The 18964-nt window shown below is 64.9% G+C and carries 19 protein-coding genes; 5 read left to right on the forward strand and 14 right to left on the reverse strand.

The genetic code is table 11. The features are described from left to right. The first annotated feature begins 34 nt into the window (after window positions 1–34). Window positions 35–988 (forward strand): LysR substrate-binding domain-containing protein, encoded by a 954-nt coding sequence (locus tag LK542_RS14910; RefSeq protein WP_227812495.1) that lies wholly within the window; start codon window positions 35–37, stop codon window positions 986–988. Window position 989: 1 nt separating this feature from the next. Here the strand turns inward: LK542_RS14910 and LK542_RS14915 are convergent, their stop codons facing one another. The 12 genes from LK542_RS14915 to LK542_RS14970 all read right to left on the reverse strand — a co-directional run bounded on the left by LK542_RS14915 (window position 990) and on the right by LK542_RS14970 (window position 13733). Continuing rightward, window positions 990–2201 carry an MFS transporter gene (locus tag LK542_RS14915; RefSeq protein ID WP_227812496.1) on the reverse strand — a complete coding sequence of 404 codons (1212 nt, stop codon included), beginning with the start codon at window positions 2199–2201 and terminating at the stop codon, window positions 990–992. Between the two features lie 144 nt (window positions 2202–2345). After that, window positions 2346–3026: an OmpW family protein gene (locus tag LK542_RS14920; protein WP_227812497.1), complete on the reverse strand. Its 681-nt coding sequence runs from the start codon at window positions 3024–3026 to the stop codon at window positions 2346–2348. Window positions 3027–3082: 56 nt separating this feature from the next. Further along, a complete protein-coding gene (locus LK542_RS14925) occupies window positions 3083–4450 on the reverse strand; it encodes an SGNH/GDSL hydrolase family protein (protein ID WP_227801928.1) in 1368 nt (455 codons plus the stop codon). A gap of 267 nt (window positions 4451–4717) precedes the next feature. Then, complete coding sequence (locus LK542_RS14930) at window positions 4718–5755, reverse strand: L-threonylcarbamoyladenylate synthase (RefSeq protein WP_227812498.1); 1038 nt, start codon at window positions 5753–5755, stop codon at window positions 4718–4720. Between the two features lie 2 nt (window positions 5756–5757). Beyond that, on the reverse strand, window positions 5758–6942 hold the full coding sequence (locus LK542_RS14935) for a 5-(carboxyamino)imidazole ribonucleotide synthase (RefSeq protein ID WP_227812499.1): 1185 nt from the start codon (window positions 6940–6942) through the stop codon (window positions 5758–5760). A 3-nt stretch (window positions 6943–6945) separates the two neighbouring features. Further along, window positions 6946–7443, reverse strand: coding sequence for a 5-(carboxyamino)imidazole ribonucleotide mutase (purE, locus tag LK542_RS14940; RefSeq protein WP_227801931.1), 498 nt, complete (start codon window positions 7441–7443; stop codon window positions 6946–6948). A 3-nt stretch (window positions 7444–7446) separates the two neighbouring features. Beyond that, window positions 7447–8343, reverse strand: a complete 897-nt coding sequence (locus tag LK542_RS14945) for a phosphoribosylaminoimidazolesuccinocarboxamide synthase (RefSeq protein WP_227801932.1) — start codon at window positions 8341–8343, stop codon at window positions 7447–7449. A 423-nt stretch (window positions 8344–8766) separates the two neighbouring features. After that, window positions 8767–9831 (reverse strand): class II fructose-bisphosphate aldolase, encoded by a 1065-nt coding sequence (gene fba / locus LK542_RS14950; RefSeq protein ID WP_227812500.1) that lies wholly within the window; start codon window positions 9829–9831, stop codon window positions 8767–8769. Between the two features lie 19 nt (window positions 9832–9850). Beyond that, window positions 9851–11311 carry a pyruvate kinase gene (gene pyk, locus LK542_RS14955; RefSeq protein WP_227802096.1) on the reverse strand — a complete coding sequence of 487 codons (1461 nt, stop codon included), beginning with the start codon at window positions 11309–11311 and terminating at the stop codon, window positions 9851–9853. 75 nt (window positions 11312–11386) lie between these two features. Then, window positions 11387–12592, reverse strand: a complete 1206-nt coding sequence (locus LK542_RS14960; RefSeq protein ID WP_227812501.1) for a phosphoglycerate kinase — start codon at window positions 12590–12592, stop codon at window positions 11387–11389. Window positions 12593–12643: 51 nt separating this feature from the next. After that, complete coding sequence (locus tag LK542_RS14965; RefSeq protein WP_227801937.1) at window positions 12644–12979, reverse strand: AzlD domain-containing protein; 336 nt, start codon at window positions 12977–12979, stop codon at window positions 12644–12646. Then, window positions 12972–13733, reverse strand: a complete 762-nt coding sequence (locus LK542_RS14970; RefSeq protein ID WP_227812502.1) for an AzlC family ABC transporter permease — start codon at window positions 13731–13733, stop codon at window positions 12972–12974. Before LK542_RS14970 ends, LK542_RS14965 begins: the two co-directional genes overlap by 8 nt. Before the next feature lie 250 nt (window positions 13734–13983). Between LK542_RS14970 and LK542_RS14975 the strand changes: the two genes are divergently transcribed. Genes LK542_RS14975 through LK542_RS14985 form a run of 3 tightly spaced genes read left to right on the forward strand, consistent with a single transcriptional unit; the run spans window position 13984 to window position 15793 of the window. Continuing rightward, on the forward strand, window positions 13984–14178 hold the full coding sequence (locus tag LK542_RS14975) for a zinc-finger domain-containing protein (RefSeq protein ID WP_227801940.1): 195 nt from the start codon (window positions 13984–13986) through the stop codon (window positions 14176–14178). A 39-nt stretch (window positions 14179–14217) separates the two neighbouring features. Then, entirely contained in the window at window positions 14218–15201 is a 984-nt protein-coding gene (locus LK542_RS14980; protein ID WP_227801941.1) for a YheT family hydrolase, read from the forward strand. A 4-nt stretch (window positions 15202–15205) separates the two neighbouring features. Continuing rightward, on the forward strand, window positions 15206–15793 hold the full coding sequence (locus LK542_RS14985; RefSeq protein ID WP_227812503.1) for a DUF2946 family protein: 588 nt from the start codon (window positions 15206–15208) through the stop codon (window positions 15791–15793). 99 nt (window positions 15794–15892) lie between these two features. Here the strand turns inward: LK542_RS14985 and LK542_RS14990 are convergent, their stop codons facing one another. Further along, entirely contained in the window at window positions 15893–17479 is a 1587-nt protein-coding gene (locus LK542_RS14990) for a M48 family metalloprotease (RefSeq protein ID WP_227812504.1), read from the reverse strand. A gap of 125 nt (window positions 17480–17604) precedes the next feature. On the opposite strand from LK542_RS14990, the gene moaC reads away from it, so the two are divergent. Beyond that, on the forward strand, window positions 17605–18105 hold the full coding sequence (moaC, locus tag LK542_RS14995; protein WP_227812505.1) for a cyclic pyranopterin monophosphate synthase MoaC: 501 nt from the start codon (window positions 17605–17607) through the stop codon (window positions 18103–18105). 19 nt (window positions 18106–18124) lie between these two features. On the opposite strand, the gene LK542_RS15000 is transcribed toward moaC, so the two are convergent. Beyond that, window positions 18125–18760 carry an HNH endonuclease gene (locus LK542_RS15000; protein WP_227812506.1) on the reverse strand — a complete coding sequence of 212 codons (636 nt, stop codon included), beginning with the start codon at window positions 18758–18760 and terminating at the stop codon, window positions 18125–18127. Between the last annotated feature and the right edge of the window lie 204 nt (window positions 18761–18964).

The raw sequence follows: 18964 nt of genomic DNA on the forward strand, positions 1-18964 counted from the left end.
TCTTGTCACAGCCCGGGTCCTGTGGAAAGATGGCTTGATCGCTTCCCGCAAGGACTCCATGGACCGCTTCGCCGAACTCAAGACCTTCTGCACCGTCGCCGCAGCCGGCGGTTTCTCCGCCGCGGCGCGCCAGCTCGGCGTCGCCACCTCCTCGGTCACGCGGGTGATCGACGCGCTCGAGGAACGCCTTGGCGTGGCGCTGCTGAACCGCTCGACCCGCAGCGTCACCCTCACCGAGGCGGGGCGCGGCTACCAGGAAGACGCGCTGCGCATCCTGGAGCAGCTCGAGGCCGCCGACGACGCGGTGACCGAGCGCGCAGGCGAGGTCAAAGGGGTGCTGCGCGTCGCTGCCCCGCCGACCTTCGCCGCGCTGTACATCGCACCGATGCTGCCCGACCTGCGGGTGCGCCATCCGCAGCTGACGCTGGACCTCTGCCTGAGCAATACGGTGATCAACCTGGCCGACGAATCGATCGATGTCGCGATCCGCATGGGCAGCGTCGATCCGGAAGCGCGGCTGGTGGCGCGCCGCCTGGCCGCGCACCAGCGGGTGCTGTGCGCCAGCCCCGCCTACCTCAAGCGCCATGGCACGCCGCGCACGCCGCAGGAGCTGGCGAATCACGACTGCCTGCAGTTCAGCTTTACCGAGAACCGCCGCAGTTGGCGCCTGCGCCGCAAGGACGATCCGGATGCGGCGGTGGAAGAAGTCCCGATCCGCGGCGTGGTCCAGGCCGACAATGCCGACGTGCTGCGCCAGGCGGCCGTCGCCGGCCTGGGCGTGGCGATGCTGGCGCACTGGCTGGTACACGCCGACCTGCGCGCGGGCCGGCTGCTGCGGGTGATGGAAGACTATGCGGTCAATCCGGGGCCGATGGACGTGGCCATGCATGCGGTGTACCAGGAAAACCGGCGCGGATCGCAGAAGATCCGCGCCTTCGTCGACCTGCTCGCGGAGCACCTGGGACGCGCCGGCATCCCGGAGGCTTGATTCAGACCGCCTTGCCGAAAGGCGCCGGGCGGCCCGAGACTTCGCTGAACCACCAGGCCAGGGCCGCTGCCGGGAAGGCCATGCCGGCCAGCAGGGCGCCGTGCCAGCCATGGTGGGCGTAGACCCAGGCGCCCAGCGCGGAGCCCAGTGCGCCGCCGCTGAAGATCAGCGCGAAGTAGATGCCGTTCAGGCGGCTGCGCACTTCGGCGCCGAGGGCGAAGATGGCGCGCTGGCCGAGCACCAGGTTGGCCGCCACCGCCATGTCCAGCACGATCGACGCCAGCACCAGGATGCCGATGGCGAGTGCACGCGATGCCGGCTGGTACAAGGGCAGCGCGAAACCGATCACGCCGAGCACCAGGGCGCAGGCGGTCGCCACCAGGGTATGGCCCCGGTCCGCCAGGCGTCCCGCCACCGGCGAGGCCACCGCGCCGGCCATGCCGACCAGGGCATAGACCGCGATGCCGGTCTGCGACAGCCCGAACTGCGGGCTGGCCAGCACCAGCGGGGTGACGGTCCAGAACAGGCTGAACGATCCGAACAGGCCGGCCTGGTAGGCGGCGCGGCGCCGCAATACCGGGGTGGTCGCGAACAGCGTCCACAGCGAGCCGATCAGCCGGCCATAGCCCAGCTGGTGCGCCGGCACGCGCTGCGGCAGCTTGCGGCGCAGGACAAAGGCGAGCGCCAGGATCGCCACCGAGGCGCCGCCGAAGACCAGGTGCCAGCCGCCGTGGTCGGCGATCAGGCTGGCCGCGGGACGCGCCACCATGATCCCCAGTAGCAGGCCGCTGACCACCCGGCCCACGTTGTAGCCGCGCGTTTCCTCGCGTGACAGGTGGGCGGCGAAGGGCACCAGCACCTGCGCCGCCACCGAGCCGAGGCCGATGCCGAGCGATGCGGCGAGGAACATCCACGCGCTGTTGCTGAATGCCGCCAGGGCCAGGGCCACGCTGGTGGCCAGCAGGGCGACGAAGACCAGGCGGCGGTTTTCCAGCAGGTCGCCAAGTGGGACGACGAAGATCAGGCCGAGGGCGTAACCGATCTGGGTCAGGGTGACGATCAGGCCGGCGGCTTCGGCGGACAGGCCGGTCGCCGCGCTGATCGGGCCGACCAGGGTCTGGGAATAATAGAGGCTGGCGACGATCAGGCCGGCGGAGAAGGCCAGCAGGCGTACCATGCCGGGCGCGATGTCGGGGGTGTCGGGGTGGTTCATGTCGTGATCCTTGTGGGCTAGGGCTTGGAAGGATTGTAGGTCTGCTCCACCCTCCGATTCACAGCGCGCCACGCAAGACTGTTTTCGAACCCGACAATAAAAAAAGCCCGCACGCGGCGGGCTTTCGGGCAAGCGAAACGCTGCTTAGAACTTGTAGCCGACAGCCAGGATCACGGCGACCGGATCCAGCTTCATGTGCTGGGTCTGGCCGGTCGAGAAGTGCACGTCGGTGCGCAGGCGGGCCTTGTTGACGGTCACGTCGGCGAACCACTTCTCGGTGATGTTCACGGCCACGCCAGCCTGGACGGTGTAGGTGAACTTGTTGTCGATGCTGAAGGTGGTCGGCACGCCGCGGCCCGGGTTGGTGACGGCGGTCATCTTGGCCGAACCGCGTTCCTTCATGAAGTAGGCGTAGGTCGCGCCCACGCCCACGAACGGACGGAAGGTCGCGGTCGGGGCGCCGAAGCGGTATTGCGCGAACAGGGTCGCCGGCAGCGCTTCCACGGTGCCCAGCTGGCCGGTACCGGCAATGGCGCCCGCGCCGTAGATCTTGTGCTTGTACGGAGTGCCGAGGGCGGTTTCGAGCGAGATGTTGTCGGTCAGGCCGTAGGCCAGGACCAGCACTGGCTGGGTGTCGCGGTCGACGTCGGCCTTGGTGCCCGGCAGCGCCGGCGCGCTGATGTCGCCGCTTTCGACCTTCGGGGTCAGCTGGTTGAGGCCGACCTTGGCGGTGAACTGGCCGGCCGACTGGGCCGATGCGGTCGAGGCGCATGCCAGCGCAGCGGCCACACCCAGCACTTTGACGACGCTATTAATTACTTTCATTTTTTCTCCTGTTTTTTTTGAAGGCCTGCCCTATTCAGGACAGGCCCGCGTCAGTCTTACAGCCAGCCCTTGACGGCCATTTCCTTGAGGACGTAGCGCGCCACCAGGTTGTTCTCGAACGGGGTCGGGTGGATCTCGTCGGCGAACATGTAGTGGCTGACGTCACCGGCGACCGTGTTGTTGTTGGTGCAGATCAGCGACGTGGTGCCCAGTGGGTTCGGGCCGCAAGCAGGGGTGCTGGTGTTGGTCAGGCCGTACGGCGCCGGGTTCTTCACCTGGTCGTTGCTGACGGTGTAGAGGTCGACGTACAGGATGCGGTCGTCGCTGCCCAGGCCGTTCTTCAGCTGGGTGTTGAAGGCGTTGACCATGGCGGCGGTCAGCTGCTGGACTTCAGCGGTCTTCGACTTGGCGGCCGGGGTGCTGGCCACGTCCGGCAGGTTGGCGACCACGACGTACTTGGCGCCCTTGCCGACGATCTCGTTCTTCACCAGGGTCGCCATCTGCGCACCGGCCAGGCCCAGGTCCTGGACCAGCTTCGGACCGTTGGCGGTCAGGTAGTCGGCGCCAGCCTTGTTGCCGGCAGCGGTGGCGTCGGCCTGGGCCTTGGCGACCATCGGGCCGTACACGCTTGCCTGGGCAACGGCGGCGTTGCCCGGCTGGCGCGCAGCGGCGCCGACTGCGGCGGCGACGATGGTTTGCGAGGTATTGCCCGGACGTGCGCTCTCGGCCGCGATGGCCGCGCCGATCGCCTGTGCGGCGGTCTGCGGATTGGTGGCGCCGGCGGCCAGCTGCATGGTCAGCGAGGTGCCGAAGGCCTGGGCGCCGGCGGCGCTGCCGGCGGCGGTTGCCGAATTCTGCAGGACAGTCAGCGACATCAGCACGTCGTTACCGCCCGACAGGATGGTGACCAGTTCGGTACCGCTGAACTTGTTACCGGTGCGCGACAGGTGGTTGGCGACCTGGGTCACCAGCGGCACCGTCATTTCGCCGATCGGCGAGCCGGTGGCGGCATTGCCCGGGCCGACCGGATTGGTCACGCGCGAGCCGCCCTGGGCGTAGTTGAAGCAGTTCAGGTTGTTGACGATCGGGACCGAGAAGCCTTGGGCGGCATTGCCCTGCAGGCCGGTCTGCGCAGCGCACGGCGCCGGCAGTTTCAGTTCGGCGGCCAGGAATTCGACCCAGATCTTGCCGTTCAGCTCAGGATTCTTGTTGGTGGCGTCACCGTTGATGGTGAACTTGCCGCCGCCGGCCTGCTTGACCGCGCCAACGGCGTAGGTGCCGACGTCGGAGAGACTGTCGCCAAAGGAGACCTGCTGGGTGAACGTGAGTTTTTGCGTTTGATCGCCGCCGGCCGGGCTGGTGCCGCCGCATGCCGTCAGCACCGCTGCCGTCAGCAGGGCAAGCGCGAGTTTGGTTTGACGCATTGTGTCTCCTAAGATGGTTTTTATGAAACGAACGGGCGTGCTATTCGCTTCACAATAATATGCCAGTGTTCAACTTGCTTGTATAGGGAAATGCTTGCCGATACGTCAGTTTTTAGTGACAACTAGCAAGCAGAACGGGAGGGCGATTATAGCCCTGCCTGTGGGCAAGAATGAAATGCTTTTTGAAACGTGTGGTGTAAAGAACGCCCGTACGTACGGGCGTTCTGGCCGATGGCTTGCGCAAGAGCGCTGACAAAATACGAATTGTCAGGCGCTCGGATTGGCTGGAGTAGTGCTGTTGAGCAGGCCGTGGACGATGCCGGTCGAGCCGTGGGCAGCGCGGCGCAAGCGGTCGTTGACGCCGAGCCAGTCCCCGCCCTGCGGCGGCGCCTCGACCAGGATCACGTCGGCGCCATGGCCGTCCATTGCGCGCAGGGCCGCGTACAGGGCGTGGGCGAAGCCGTCCGGGGTGGCCGGCAGGCGCAGCGCCGCATGAGTGGATGGCATGTCCGAGTAATGGATCAGCGCGACCTTGCGTCCCGCCCCGGCCAGTTCCGCGAGGGTCTGGCGCAGCTGGCCGCTTTCCTGCATGGCCACCGGGGTGTGCGGGGCGTAGTGCGATTCGAGCGTGCCGGAGGCGCGCGGCGCCGCCGCATCCGGTGCGCTCGGGAGCTGATCGATCACGGCGGCGATGGCTTGCGCGCTGATGTGGCCGGGCCGCAGCAGCACCGGGCCGTGGGTGGCCAGGCGCGACAGGTCGACGATGGTCGATTCGATGCCGACCTGGGAGGCCCCGCCGTCGAGCACCATGGCCACGCTGCCATCTGCACCGAATTCGTCGCGCACGTGCTCGGCCAGGGTCGGGCTGACGGCGCCGAACTTGTTGGCCGACGGCGCCGCGACGCCCCCTTTGCCACCCTTGAAGGCGCGCAGCAGCGCGATCGCCACCGGGTGCGAAGGGCAGCGCAGGCCGACCGTGTCCTGGCCGCCGCTAACGGCGTCTGGAATGTTCGGTGCGCGCCTGAGGATCACGGTCAGCGGACCGGGCCAGAAGGCCTCGGACAGCGCATGGGCTTCTGGCGGAATATCGGTGGCCCAGTAGTCGAGCGGCGCATCCGGCGCCAGGTGCACGATCACCGGATGGTCCTGCGGGCGGCCCTTGGCAGCGTAGATCGCGGCCACCGCTTGCGGGTTCTCGGCGTCCGCGCCGAGGCCGTACACGGTCTCGGTCGGGAAGGCGACCAGCGCGCCGGCTTCCAGCGCGCGAGCGGCCGCATCGATGGCGGCCTGGTCGAACTGTTCCATCGTCACACCCCTACGCCCAGAATAAGGCAAGCCTGGATCAGGCTGTCCTGCGCCTCTTTCAGCGTCGGGGCAACGAAGGTGATGTGGCCCATCTTGCGTGCGCGGCGCGGGTCATCCTTGCCGTACAGGTGCAGGTTGGCGCCAGGCAGCGCCAGCACGCGGTCCCAGGCCGGCTCGCGCGGCGTGTCGCTATCGCCCTCGAACCAGACATCGCCCAGGATGTTGAGCATGACGGCAGGCGAATGCTGGCGCACGTCGCCCAGCGGCAGGCGCGCCATCGCGCGCACCTGCTGCGCGAACTGGCTGGTGACGCAGGCGTCGATGGTGTAGTGGCCGCTGTTGTGCGGACGCGGCGCCATCTCGTTGACGACGAGCGTCCCGTCCTGCAGGACAAAGAACTCGATGCACAGCACGCCCACGTAGCCCAGCTGGGCGACGATGGCGCGCGCCGCATCCTGGGCCTGTTTGGCGCAGGCCTCCGACACGTTCGGTCCCGGCACGGTGGTCGTGAACAGGATGCCGTCGCGGTGCACGTTCTCGGCGATCGGGTACACCACCGACGCGCCGTCGTGACCGCGCGCGGTCAGTACCGAGACCTCGTAGGCCAGCGGCAGCATCTTCTCCAGCAGGCAGGTCACGCCGTTCATGGCGTCGAAGGCGGCGCGCACGTCCTCGCGCGTGCGCACGCGTACCTGGCCCTTGCCGTCGTAACCCATGCGCACGGTCTTGAGGATCCCGGGCAGCAGCTCGTCGCCGATAGCGTCGATGTCGGCGTGCGAAGCGATGGTCTTGTGCGGCGCCGGCATCACGCCCGACGTGGGGGCGCATTCCACGAAAAAGCGCTTTTCCGCGATGCGGTCCTGGGCGATCGACACGCAGGACGCGGCAGGCGCAACGAAGGTGCGCTCGCCCAGCCAGGCCATGCTGTCGGCAGGGACGTTCTCGAATTCGGTGGTGACGGCGACGCATTGCTGCGCCAGTTCGGCCAGGCCTTCGGGATCGGTGTAGGCCTTTGAAATCAGGCGTTCGGCCACCTGCCCTGCCGGGCTGACCTGGCTCGGCTCTAATACGGCCACCTGGTAGCCCATGGCCTGGGCGGCATGCGCGAACATGCGGCCAAGCTGGCCGCCGCCCATCACGCCAAGTACGGCAGCAGGAGTGGCGGTCGGGAGAAATACTTTAGTCATGCTTCAGACAGGAAGAGTCATGGCCTGGGCGGCCGCGGTCTGCTCGAGGCGGAAGGCCTGCAGCTTCTCGGCCAAGGCGTCATCCGTAGCAGCCAGCATGGCCACCGCGGTGAGGGCCGCGTTGGCGGCGCCGGCTTCGCCGATGGCGAAGGTCGACACCGGCACGCCCTTTGGCATCTGCACGATCGACAGCAGCGAATCTTCGCCGCGCAGGTATTTCGAGGGCACCGGCACGCCCAGCACCGGCACGATGGTCTTGGCGGCAACCATGCCCGGCAAGTGGGCGGCGCCCCCTGCCCCGGCGATGATGGCGCGCAGGCCGCGGCTACGCGCGGTCTCGGCATAGGTGAACATCTCGTCCGGCATGCGGTGTGCCGAGATCACCTGGGCTTCAAACGGCACGCCGAACTGCTTCAGGACGTCCACTGCATTCTTCATCACGTCCCAGTCCGACGAGGAACCCATGATGACGCCGACCAACGGCTTGTTCTGCTCACTCATCGTTCAGGCCTTCAGCTTTTCGCCGGTGAGGCGTTCGATGGCTTCGAAATACTTGGCCTGGGTCTTCTCGATGACGTCCGGCGGCAGGGCCGGGGCCGGCGCGGTCTTGCCCCAGTCCTTCAGGGTCTCGAGGTAGTCGCGCACGAACTGCTTGTCGAAGGAAGGCGGCGACATGCCAGGCGCGTAGGAATCGGCCGGCCAGAAGCGCGAGGAGTCGGCGGTCAGCACTTCGTCCATCAGGTGCAGGACGCCATTGTCGTCCAGGCCGAACTCGAACTTGGTGTCGGCGATGATGATGCCGCGGGTCGCTGCGTATTCGGCGGCGGTGGTGTACAGCTGGATGCTGATGTCGCGCATCTTGGCGGCGAGTTCCTTGCCGATGCGCTGCTCCATGTCTTCGAACGAGATGTTTTCGTCGTGTTCGCCGATGTCGGCCTTGGCGGCCGGGGTGAACAGCGGCTGCGGCAGCTTGTCGGCCTGGCGCAGGCCTTCCGGCAGCTTGATGCCGCAGATCGCGCCGCTTTCCTGATAATCCTTCCAGCCCGAACCGATGATGTAGCCGCGCACGACGGCTTCCACCAGGATCGGCTTCAGGCGCTTGGCCACGACGGCGCGGCCGCGCACCTGCTCTACTTCATCCGGTGCAACGACCGATTCCGGCGCCACGCCGGTCAGGTGGTTCGGCACGATGTGGCCGAGCTTCTCGAACCAGAAGTCGCTCATCTGGTTCAGCACCATGCCCTTGCCAGGGATCGGCTCGTTCATGACCACGTCGAAGGCCGACAGGCGGTCGGTGGTGACGATCAGGATCTTGTCGTCGCCGACAGCGTAGTTGTCGCGCACCTTGCCGTGACCGAGCAATGGCAGGGACTTGATGGTGGATTTGTAGAGGCTGTTCATAGATGGGATATCAGGGAAACGGGACCGGATTTCGGGGCCGGTCGAGTGGGTCAGGTCTTGGGGTGGCCTGGGCCAGTGCGTAATTTTACGTCAATTTGCTTTTGACCACCGGCCTTCGTTCCGTAAAACCCACCACTGGTGGGTTTTACTTCCCGCGAAGGGTGAACAATGCCACTGGCATTGTTCACTCCAATTTTGTATGAAGACCACATCTGATGCATTCGCCACTACTCGTCGAACCGTCGCACCGGCGAAGGCCGGTGCCCAAGTTTGCTCGCGTTGTGGTGAAATCAAACAGGTCGGTTTGCTGAAAAAATTGGAGTGAACAATGCCAGTGGCATTGTTCACGCCTGCGACGGGATGACGTTGGTAGAAGCTGGAGGTAAGACAGCTGCGCGAATCCTGCTGCGCAGCCTTACTTCATTACTGCACGATCTGCGCCAGCTCACCAGCCTTGTAACGCTCGGCCATCTTCTCCAGCGGCACCGGCTTGATCTTGCCCGCCATGCCTTCGCAGCCGAAGGACAGGAAGCGCGCCTTGCAGACTTCCATCGCGGCTTCGCGGGCCGGCTTCAGGTAGTCGCGCGGGTCGAACTTAGACGGGTTCTGGAACATGTACTTGCGGATCGCAGCGGTCATGGCCAGGCGGATGTCGGTGTCGATGTTGATCTTGCGGACGCCGTGCTTGATGCCTTCCTGGATCTCTTCGACCGGCACGCCGTAGGTCTCTTTCATGTCGCCGCCGAATTCGCGGATGATCGCCAGCAGTTCCTGCGGCACCGACGAGGAGCCGTGCATCACCAGGTGGGTGTTCGGGATGCGGGCGTGGATTTCCTTGATGCGGTCGATCGCCAGGATGTCGCCGGTCGGCTTGCGGGTGAACTTGTAGGCGCCGTGCGAGGTGCCGATCGCGATCGCCAGGGCGTCGCATTGCGTTTTGGCGACGAAGTCGGCGGCCTGGTCGACGTCGGTCAGCAGCTGCTCGCGGGTCATGGTGCCGTCGGCGCCGTGGCCGTCTTCCTTGTCGCCCTTCATGGTTTCGAGCGAACCGAGCACGCCCAGTTCGGCTTCCACCGTCACGCCGATCGAGTGCGCGAATTTCACGACTTCGCGCGAGACTTCGACGTTGTATTCATACGAAGCCACGCTCTTGCCGTCGGCTTCCAGTGAACCGTCCATCATCACCGAGCTGAAGCCCGAACGGATCGCGGCCATGCAGACCGCCGGCGACTGGCCGTGGTCCTGGTGCATGACGACCGGGATGTGCGGGTAGGCTTCGACGGCGGCGTCGATCAGGTGGCGCAGGAAAGCTTCGCCTGCGTACTTGCGGGCGCCGGCCGAGGCTTGCATGATCACTGGCGCGTTGACCGCGTCGGCGGCGGCCATGATGGCCGTCACCTGTTCAAGGTTGTTGACGTTAAATGCCGGCAAGCCGTAGCCGTTTTCGGCGGCATGGTCCAGCAGTTGGCGCAGCGATACGAGTGCCATGGTTGATTACTCCAAACAATTAAGAAACTATTTCGTCCAGCTCGCCCACGCGCACGATCTTGAGCGCATTGGTGCCGCCGGCCTGGCCCATCGGCGAGCCCCAGGTCACGACGATCAGGTCGCCCTTGCGCACCATGCCTTCGTTGATCAGGACTTCTTCGGCCTTGCGCAGCACCGCGTGGCTGCCACCTTCCTGCAGAAGATGGAATGCTCGCACGTTCCGGTACAGCGACGCCTTGCGCTGCGTCGTCTGCAGCGGGGTCAGGGCGAAGATTGGGGTGTCGATCGAGTGGCGGCTCATCCACAGCGCGGTCGAGCCCGATTCGGTCAGCGCCACGATCGCCTTCACCTTCAGGTGGTGCGCTGTGAACAGGGTGCCGTAGGCGATCGACTGGTCGATGCGGGTGAACTGGACATTCAGGAAATCTGCGTCCTGCTTGTTGTATTCGGATTGCTCTGCCTCGAGGCAGATGGCGGCCATCATCTCGACGGTTTCGACCGGGTACTTGCCCGATGCGGTTTCGGCCGAGGTCATCACGGCGTCGGTGCCGTCCAGCACGGCGTTCGCCACGTCCGACACTTCGGCGCGGGTCGGTACGGCGTTGACGATCATCGACTCCATCATCTGGGTCGCGGTAATCGCCAGCTTGTTGGAGGCGCGCGCCATCTTGATCATGCGCTTCTGCAGCGCCGGCACGGCCGCGTTGCCCACTTCCACCGCCAGGTCGCCGCGGGCGACCATGATGCCATCCGACGCATCGAGGATTTCCTGCAGCACCGGGATCGCTTCGGCGCGTTCGATCTTGGCGATCATCATCGGCTTGTGGCCATAGGGCTCGCCGGCGATATTGGCCAGCTGGCGCGCCATTTCCATGTCGGTGGCGTTCTTCGGGAAGGAAATCGCCAGGTAGTCGGCCTGGAAGCTCATCGCGGTCTTGATGTCTTCCATGTCCTTCGAGGTCAGGGCCGGCGCGGTCAGGCCGCCGCCCTGGCGGTTGATGCCCTTGTTGTTCGACAGTTCGCCGCCGACCTTCACGGTGGTGAAGATCTCGTGGCCGAAGACGCGGTCGACGATCAGCACAATCAGGCCGTCATTCAGCAGCAGCCTGTCGCCCGGCTTGACGTCGCGCGGTAGCGCCTTGTAGTCGAGGCCGACGCGTTCCTGGTTGCCCAGCTCGCCGTTCTCGCCCCAGCGCGCGTCCAGGATGAACTTGTCGCCATTGTTCAGGAAGATCTTGCCTTCTTCAAACTTGCCGACGCGGATCTTCGGGCCCTGCATGTCGGCCATGATCGCCACTTCGACGCCGCATTCGGCGGCGGCGCGGCGCACCAAGGCGGCGCGGTCGATGTGGTCCTGTGCCTTACCGTGCGAGAAATTCAGGCGCACGACGTCGACGCCGGCCTTGATCATTTTGACGAGGATGTCGAAATCAGTCGACGCGGGGCCGATGGTGGCAACGATCTTGGTGGCGTTGTACAGGGGGCGCGCAGCTTGCATGTGATGGCTTTCCTTGGTTCTGAAAAGAGAAGCGCAGCCTCGAGGCTGCGCTGGTACTTATTGATCTTTACGCTGGAGCAGGATCTCGACTGCCGGCAGGGTTTTGCCTTCGAGGAACTCGAGGAAGGCGCCGCCGCCGGTCGAGATATAGCCGATCTGCTCGCCGATGTCGTACTTGGCGATCGCGGCCAGGGTGTCGCCGCCGCCGGCGATCGAGAAGCCCTGCGACCTGGCGATGGCCATGGCGAGGGTCTTGGTGCCTTCGGCGAACTGGTCGAACTCGAACACGCCGACCGGGCCATTCCAGACGATGGTGCCGGCCTTGGCCACCTGCTCGGCCAGCATGGCGGCGGTCTTCGGGCCGATGTCGAGGATCATGTCGTCGTCCGCCACGTCCTTCACATCTTTTACCGTGGCGCTTGCCGTCGGGCTGAATTCCTTGGCGCACACCACGTCCACCGGAATCGGCACCTGGGCGCCGCGTGCTGCCATCATGTCGATGATCTGTTTCGCTTCGCCGACCAGGTCGTTCTCGACCAGCGACTTGCCGATGTTCAGGCCGACGGCCTTCATGAAGGTATTGGCGATGCCGCCACCAACGATCAGGTTATCGACCTTGCCCGCCAGGCTCTGCAGGATGGTCAGCTTGCTCGAGACCTTCGAGCCGGCCACGATGGCCAGCAGCGGACGGGTCGGCTGGCCCAGGGCCTTGCCCAGGGCGTCGAGTTCGGCTGCCAGCAGCGGACCGGCCACGGCGACCGGCGCGAATTTCGCGATGCCGTGGGTGGTGGCTTCGGCGCGGTGCGCGGTGCCGAAGGCGTCGTTGACGTAGACATCGCACAGCTTGGCCATCTTCTGGGCCAGCTCGTCGGCATTCTTCTTTTCACCCTTGTTGACGCGGCAGTTTTCCAGCAGCACGACCTGGCCCGGTGCGACATCGACGCCGCCAACCCAATCCTGCTTCAGTTCGACCGCTTGGCCGAGCAGCTCGGACAGGCGCTTGGCGACCGGCGCCAGGCTGTCTTCCGGCTTGAATTCGCCTTCGGTCGGACGGCCCAGGTGCGAGGTGACCATCACGGCGGCGCCTGCCTTCAGGGCTGCCTGGATCGCCGGCACGGAGGCGCGGATACGGGTGTCTTCGGTGATATTGCCAGCGTCATCCTGCGGTACGTTCAGGTCGGCGCGGATGAACACGCGCTTGTTCGCAAGCAGCGAACGATCGATCAGGTCTTGCAGGCGGGTGAAACTGAGAACGTCGTCCATTGGCTAGTCAACAATGAAATAGTGAAAAAACGTCATTGTACATTAGAGCGCTTATGGAAAAACGTGTAACACACGCAACAGTGTGAAGACCAGCATGCCAAAAATGATGGTCATCAGCATGCTGCGACGCCACAGGTAAAAGGCCAGTGCAGCGAGGCCGGCCAGCAGCTTGGGATTGGCCAGCGTCAGCTGCACCTGCCCCTGCGGATCGATCAACAGGTCCGGTCCGATGATGGCTGCCAGCGCGCAGGCCGGCGCATAGCGCAGCATCTCCTGCACCCGCGGCGGGATGCTGACGCGGTGGCCGATCAGCCAGAAGGAGCTGCGGGTGGCGGCAGTGGCGATGCAGAGCACGCCGATGGTGAGCCAGATTTCCCAGTCAGACATTGCTCGCCTTTCGCTTGGCCAGGGACTCTTCGACAAACATGGAAGTCACCATGCCAACGACGACGGCCAGCAGCAGGCCGAGCTTGTACGGCAAGCCGTAGGCCAGCACCGAAATCACGCCCGCGACCACCACCCCGCACAGGGCGGCATTGTTGATGATCAGGGGGACCGTGATGCACAGGATCGCCAGGGTGCCGGCAAAGCCCAGTCCCCATTCGGTCGGAATGGCGCTGCCGAGGAAGATGCCGATGAGCGAGCCAATCTGCCAGGCGAACCAGTTCGGGTACATCAGGCCCTTCAAATAGGACAGTTTGCCGGCGACCCACTCGGCGCTCGGGTAACGCTGCAGGAACATGGCCACCGTCAGGTCGCCAGAAATATAGCCGAGCAGGAAACGCTGTTTCCACGGCAGGTGGGCGAAGTGCGGCCCCAGCAGCGCGGAGAAGATCACGAAGCGCAGGTTGACGACCAGGGCGGTGGCGAAGATGACCCAGACCGGCGCCGCGGCCGCGATCAGGGGCAAGGAAGCGAGTTGGGCGGATCCGGCGAAGACCAGTAGGGTCATGCCGGTTGCCTGCCAGACGGTCAAGCCGGTCTTGACCATCGCGATGCCAACCACCAGACCCCAGGCGCCGATGCCGAACAGGGTCGGCAGGCCAGTCTTGAAGCCTTCGCGCCAGGCAGCAGGGTCGTGGGCTTCGACGGGTTCCATTGCAGTAGCGTATTCCTGGCCCGGCGGCGCTGCCGGGTTCATGTGGTTATCCTGCAACGGCCATGCTGGGCGAGTGCGGCGGCGGGCTTGAAACGGTCGGGCATCAAATGCATCTACAATGCGGCATCTAAAGGTGCGGCGCCGGGCTGGCGGCGCATCTGCTCTGCGGCGTCCCGGGCTCGATTATGGTCAATTTATTACTCAGCATGCATTCTACCGATCATTTCGGTATGCCGGGTGAATCCGGTAGAATCGTGTTTTTGCCCAACTTGTCCTTGACGGAGAAAACCAGATGACTCAAAACACGATGCCCGTGGTGGAACTCGAGGCCAAAGACCTGCCGGCACACTGCCCGAATCCGGCAATGCCGCTGTGGTCCTCGCACCCGCGCGTCTTCCTCGATTTCGATCACCACGGCGATGCCAAGTGCCCCTACTGCGGCACTCAGTACCGCCTGGCTCCGGGCGTCGAGTTCAAGCACCACTGATCGTCCCAGGGTGCGGCGCCCTGCCGCACCTGCACAAGCATGCACTACCGTGCGCCCGCGTGGCTGCCTGGCGGCCACCTCCAGACCATCTACCCGGCGATCTGCATCGCCAAACCGCCTGTCGCCTTCCGGCGCGAACGCTGGCCAAGTCCCGACGGCGATTTCATCGATGTCGATTTCGTCGACGGCCAGCCGGGCAAGCCGCTGGTCGTGCTGTTCCACGGCCTGGAAGGCTCTTCCAACAGTCATTACGCACGCTCGCTGATGGCGGCCCTGCGCGAGCGCGGCTGGTCGGGCGCGGTGCCGCATTTCCGCGGCTGCTCGGGCGAAGCCAACCTGATGCCGCGCTTCTACCACTCGGGCGACGCCGGGGAAGTCGACTGGATCGTGCGCAAGCTGCACGCCCGCGCGCCCGGTCCGCTGCTGGCGGCAGGCGTCTCGCTGGGCGGGAATGCGCTGCTGCGCTGGCTGGGCGAATCCGGTCATGGCGCGGAGATCGTGCAAGCGGCCTGCGCGATTTCCGCTCCGCTCGACCTGGCGCGCGGCGGCGAAGCCCTGTCGTCCGGCCTCAACCTGCTCTACACCCGCATGTTCCTGCAGACCCTGAAGCCCAAGGCGCTCGCCAAGCTGGAGCGCTATCCCGGCCTGTTCGACCGCGCCGCCCTGGCCAGGGCGCGTGACCTGTACGCGTTCGATAACGTGGTGACGGCGCCGCTGCACGGCTACAAGGACACCGACGACTACTGGCACCGCGCCAGCGCCCGCCACGTGCTGCACGAGATCACCGTGCCGACGCTGGTGCTCAACGCCCGCAACGATCCCTTCCTGCCGGGCCGCCATTTGCCCGCGTCCGCATCGCAGGCAGTGACGCTGGAGTATCCTGACGAAGGTGGGCACGTCGGCTTCGCCGTGGGGCCTTTCCCCGGGCGGATCGACTGGCTGCCGCGCCGCATCCTGCACTTCTTCGACAGCACCCTGGGAGCGAGCCGCGCGCCCGAGGCGCACCAACCATGCGAAGCTTGAGACTATGGACGACATCGTAAAACAGGCAATGGCCAAGTGGCCGAACGTACCGCACTGCTACGGCTGGCTGGCCCTGGACGCGCGCGGCAACTGGCGCATGCGCGACGAGGCCGCCCAGCGCGCCAATGCGCCGGGCGACAAGCTGACCAATGCGGCGCTGGTCGGTTTCATCAACCGCAATTACGCCCACGACGACAAGGGCCGCTGGTTCTTCCAGAACGGACCGCAGCGCGTGTACGTGAACCTGGAAGCGACGCCCTATATCGCACGCACCGACCCAAGCCAGGGCTTCGTGCTGCAGACCGGGCAGGCGCTGGGCGCGCCGGAGGCGGTGTTCATGACGGACGCGGGTGCAGTGATCCTGCAGGCGGGCGACGTCGTGGCCCAGCTCGACGACCGCGACGTGGCGCAGGTGCTGGCGCGCATGGAGCTCGCCGGAAGGCCGGCCTCGGTCGAGGCCATCATGGCATGGCTGGAAGACGATACCGAGGAGCTGATGCTGGTAAATGGCGACAGCCGCGTGAAGGTGGAACGCCTGTCGGCGGAGGCGCTGACGCGCCGCTTCGGTTACGTGCAGTCTCCGGGAACGTAGGGTGGTCGGCTTCGCCGACCGCGCGTTCAGATCTAGCGAGAGCCGCCGTAGCAGGTCTACATACGACAGTTGAACGCGCGTTCGGCATAGCCGAACACCCTACCGGTCCCTGTCCTTGTCCTTGTCGTCGCCCTTCTCGCCGCGCTCTTCCCTTTCCGCCTTCTGACGCGCCCTCAGCTCGCGTTCGCGCGCATCGATGACGGCCTGGTCGTAGAAGGACACATCGCCCGCCTTGCGCGCCAGGTCCAGCTGGGCCACCGCGGCCGGCAGCGCACCCGCCACCACGTAGGATTCGGCCAGCGCCATGTGCTGCAGCGCGATCTTGCCCTGCTTCGAATAGGCCCGCGCCAGCATGTCGTGCAGCTTCCCATCCTCGCGGTAGAGCTGCGCCTGGTCGCGCAGGTAGCGCGTCGCCTCGTCATACCTGGCGGCGCCGATCAGCGCCTCGCCATACTGGTGCGCGATCGCACGCGACAGCGGATAGCGCTGGCGCGCCGCATCCGCTTCCTGCACCGCCTCTTGCGCGACCGCCGCTGGCTGGCCGGGGGCCAGCTTGATCTCCAGCGCCAGGCCGGCGAACATCGTCGCGCCGTCGCCGGCACGCGACTCCGCCGACAGCACGCCTTCCTTCGGTTTCACGGTCGCGCGCGCCTTGTCGAGCCAGGCCTGCGCCTCGGTCAGCTGCCCCTGGCGCAACGCCAGCACGGCCAGGCCGTACTGGGCAGCCGCCTGCAGCTGGCGGTGCGGTTCCTTCAGCTGGGTCTCCAGCAGGTTCTTCGTCTCGCGCCGGCCATTGACGCTCTCGTCCTGCAGCACGCGGGCGCGGGCGCGCACCAGCTGGAAGTCGAGAGGATCGATACGCGCCTTCTTCGGGATCTCGCGGATGCGCGCCTGCATGTCGACCAGGCGCTCGGCCGTCAGCGGGTGGCTGCTCAGGTGCGCCAGCTGGGCCGGGATCTCGCCGGACAGCTTGCTCGCGCTCTGCAGGCGCTTGAAGAAGCCGGCCATGCCGGTCACGTCATACCCGCCGGCGGCCATGATCTGGAAACCGACGCGGTCGGCCTCGCGCTCGGCGTCGCGGCTGAAATCGAGCTGGCGCTGCGCGGCCAGGCCCTGGCCTCCCATCAGCACGCCCATCGCGGCGTCCGAGCTCGCCTTGGACGCGAGCGCCGCCAGGATCATCGCCGCCAGCGGCAGCAGCACGTCCTGCTTCTGCTGCCCGATCGCGCGGGCGATGTGGCGCTGCGACACGTGGCCGATCTCGTGCGCCATCACGCCGGCCAGTTCGGATTCGTTCTGCGCCGCCACGATCAGGCCCGTGTGCGCCGCGATGAAGCCGCCCGGCAGCGCGAACGCGTTCAGGTTCACGTCGCGCATCGCAAAGAAGGTGAAGTCGGCATTGGTCTCGCCGCGCAGGCCGGGCACCGAAGTCACCAGGGCGTTGCCGAGGTTGTTCAGGTACTCGAGGATCGGCTCGTCGTCGAGGTAGGCCGGATCGCGCCGGACGTCGCGCATGATCTCTTCGCCGAGCTTGCGCTCGACGACGGGCGACAGGTCCTGGCGCGCCGTGTCGCCGAGGGTCGGCAGGCGCGTGCTGTCGACCTTTTGCGAGACGGGCTTCTGGAATGGATCGGCGGGAGCGGCAATGGCGAAAGCGGCCGCCGTGCACAGGGCAATGGCGGTCAACGCAGGGCGCCAGCGGCGCGCCGGTGCTGGGCGGTGAGCATGTTTCACAATGCTATGATAACCCTATCCGCAGCCGCGTTGCTGCACAGCGAAACACTTTGTTCCCCAACCTTGTTGACCTTGCAATGAGCACTCCTATCCCGACCGCAGACCAGCTGACCCACTTCGACGCCACCGGCCAGGCCCACATGGTCGACGTCGGCGCCAAGCAGGACACCCACCGCATCGCCGTCGCGGCCGGCACCATTCGCATGAAGCCGGAAACGCTGGCGCTGATCCAGTCGGGCACGGCGAAAAAGGGGGACGTGATCGGGATTGCCCGGATTGCAGCCATCATGGCGTCGAAGCGCACCAGCGACCTGGTGCCGCTGTGCCACCCGCTGCCGATCACGCGTGTGGCGGTGGATTTCGAGGTGGATGAGAAGGCCAGCAGCGTGCATTGCCGGGCCCAGGTCGAGACCATCGGCAAGACCGGGGTGGAGATGGAAGCGCTTACTTCGGTGCAGGTCGGCCTGCTGACGATCTATGACATGTGCAAGGCGGTCGATCGCGGGATGGTGATGACCAATGTACGGGTGCTGGAGAAGCACGGGGGCAAAAGCGGGGACTGGAAGGCAGAGATCTAGCTTGATGATACAGGCTAGATCAGTTTTTACGTGTGATTGCGTTTTTTACGGCTGCGATGTCTAGGGCAGGCGTGGTTCGATGAATAATCGCGTGGCAATTTGCGCAAACTGGCCGAAGGTCGTTGATAGGATCGACTACGTAGCTTGCCTTTACTTCCGATAGAGGAATCACGTGATGCACGTGAATGAATGATTTACCTAATTCTCCGTACACTTCCTCAAAATTAAAATTACAGATTACACACTTCGCTCCATAGTGTGAAATGCATGCGGCACGCGCTACTGGGCTTCTTTCGTAGTAGTTCACCTTGATTGTTTTAGTTGCGCCTTCGACAAACTCATGACCGGCTCCCAGCTCTTCAGTCGTTGGAAATTCCTTTCCGCTATAGCTTAATGCAAGGCGGTACATCCCATGACCGATGCGCACGAACTTTCCTTCCTTCTTCCTTTCGTCAAATCCTTTCGCTTGAGGACAATAATCCTCAATTTTTCGTTGAATTGTCTGGCGGAACGACTTATCGTGCTCGTAGTTTGGTGGGATTTGGTTAGCGCAGTGCTTTGATAAGACGTAGTCTTGTATATGTTTCGCACGCGCCTCCCCCCCAAGCTCAACCAGGGCTTGTTGAATATCCTCGATATTGACTTTATACGTCATGACTCAACCTCTTTAAGAACTTGAGAATATACGTGTTCAATATTCTTTATGCAATCTCCCTCCAAGGAATAACATGTTGTAGGGTATGCGGCGGAAGCAGCATCTCAACTTGCCGCAGCAAATGAAATCGCCCTAATATTCACGCGATTAATGTGGAGAAGCCGAGCAGGTCGTAAGCTGATATGATGCCGCCTCCCATGTCGT

Source organism: Massilia sp. IC2-477 (assembly GCF_020707265.1).
Classification (GTDB): domain Bacteria; phylum Pseudomonadota; class Gammaproteobacteria; order Burkholderiales; family Burkholderiaceae_D; genus Telluria.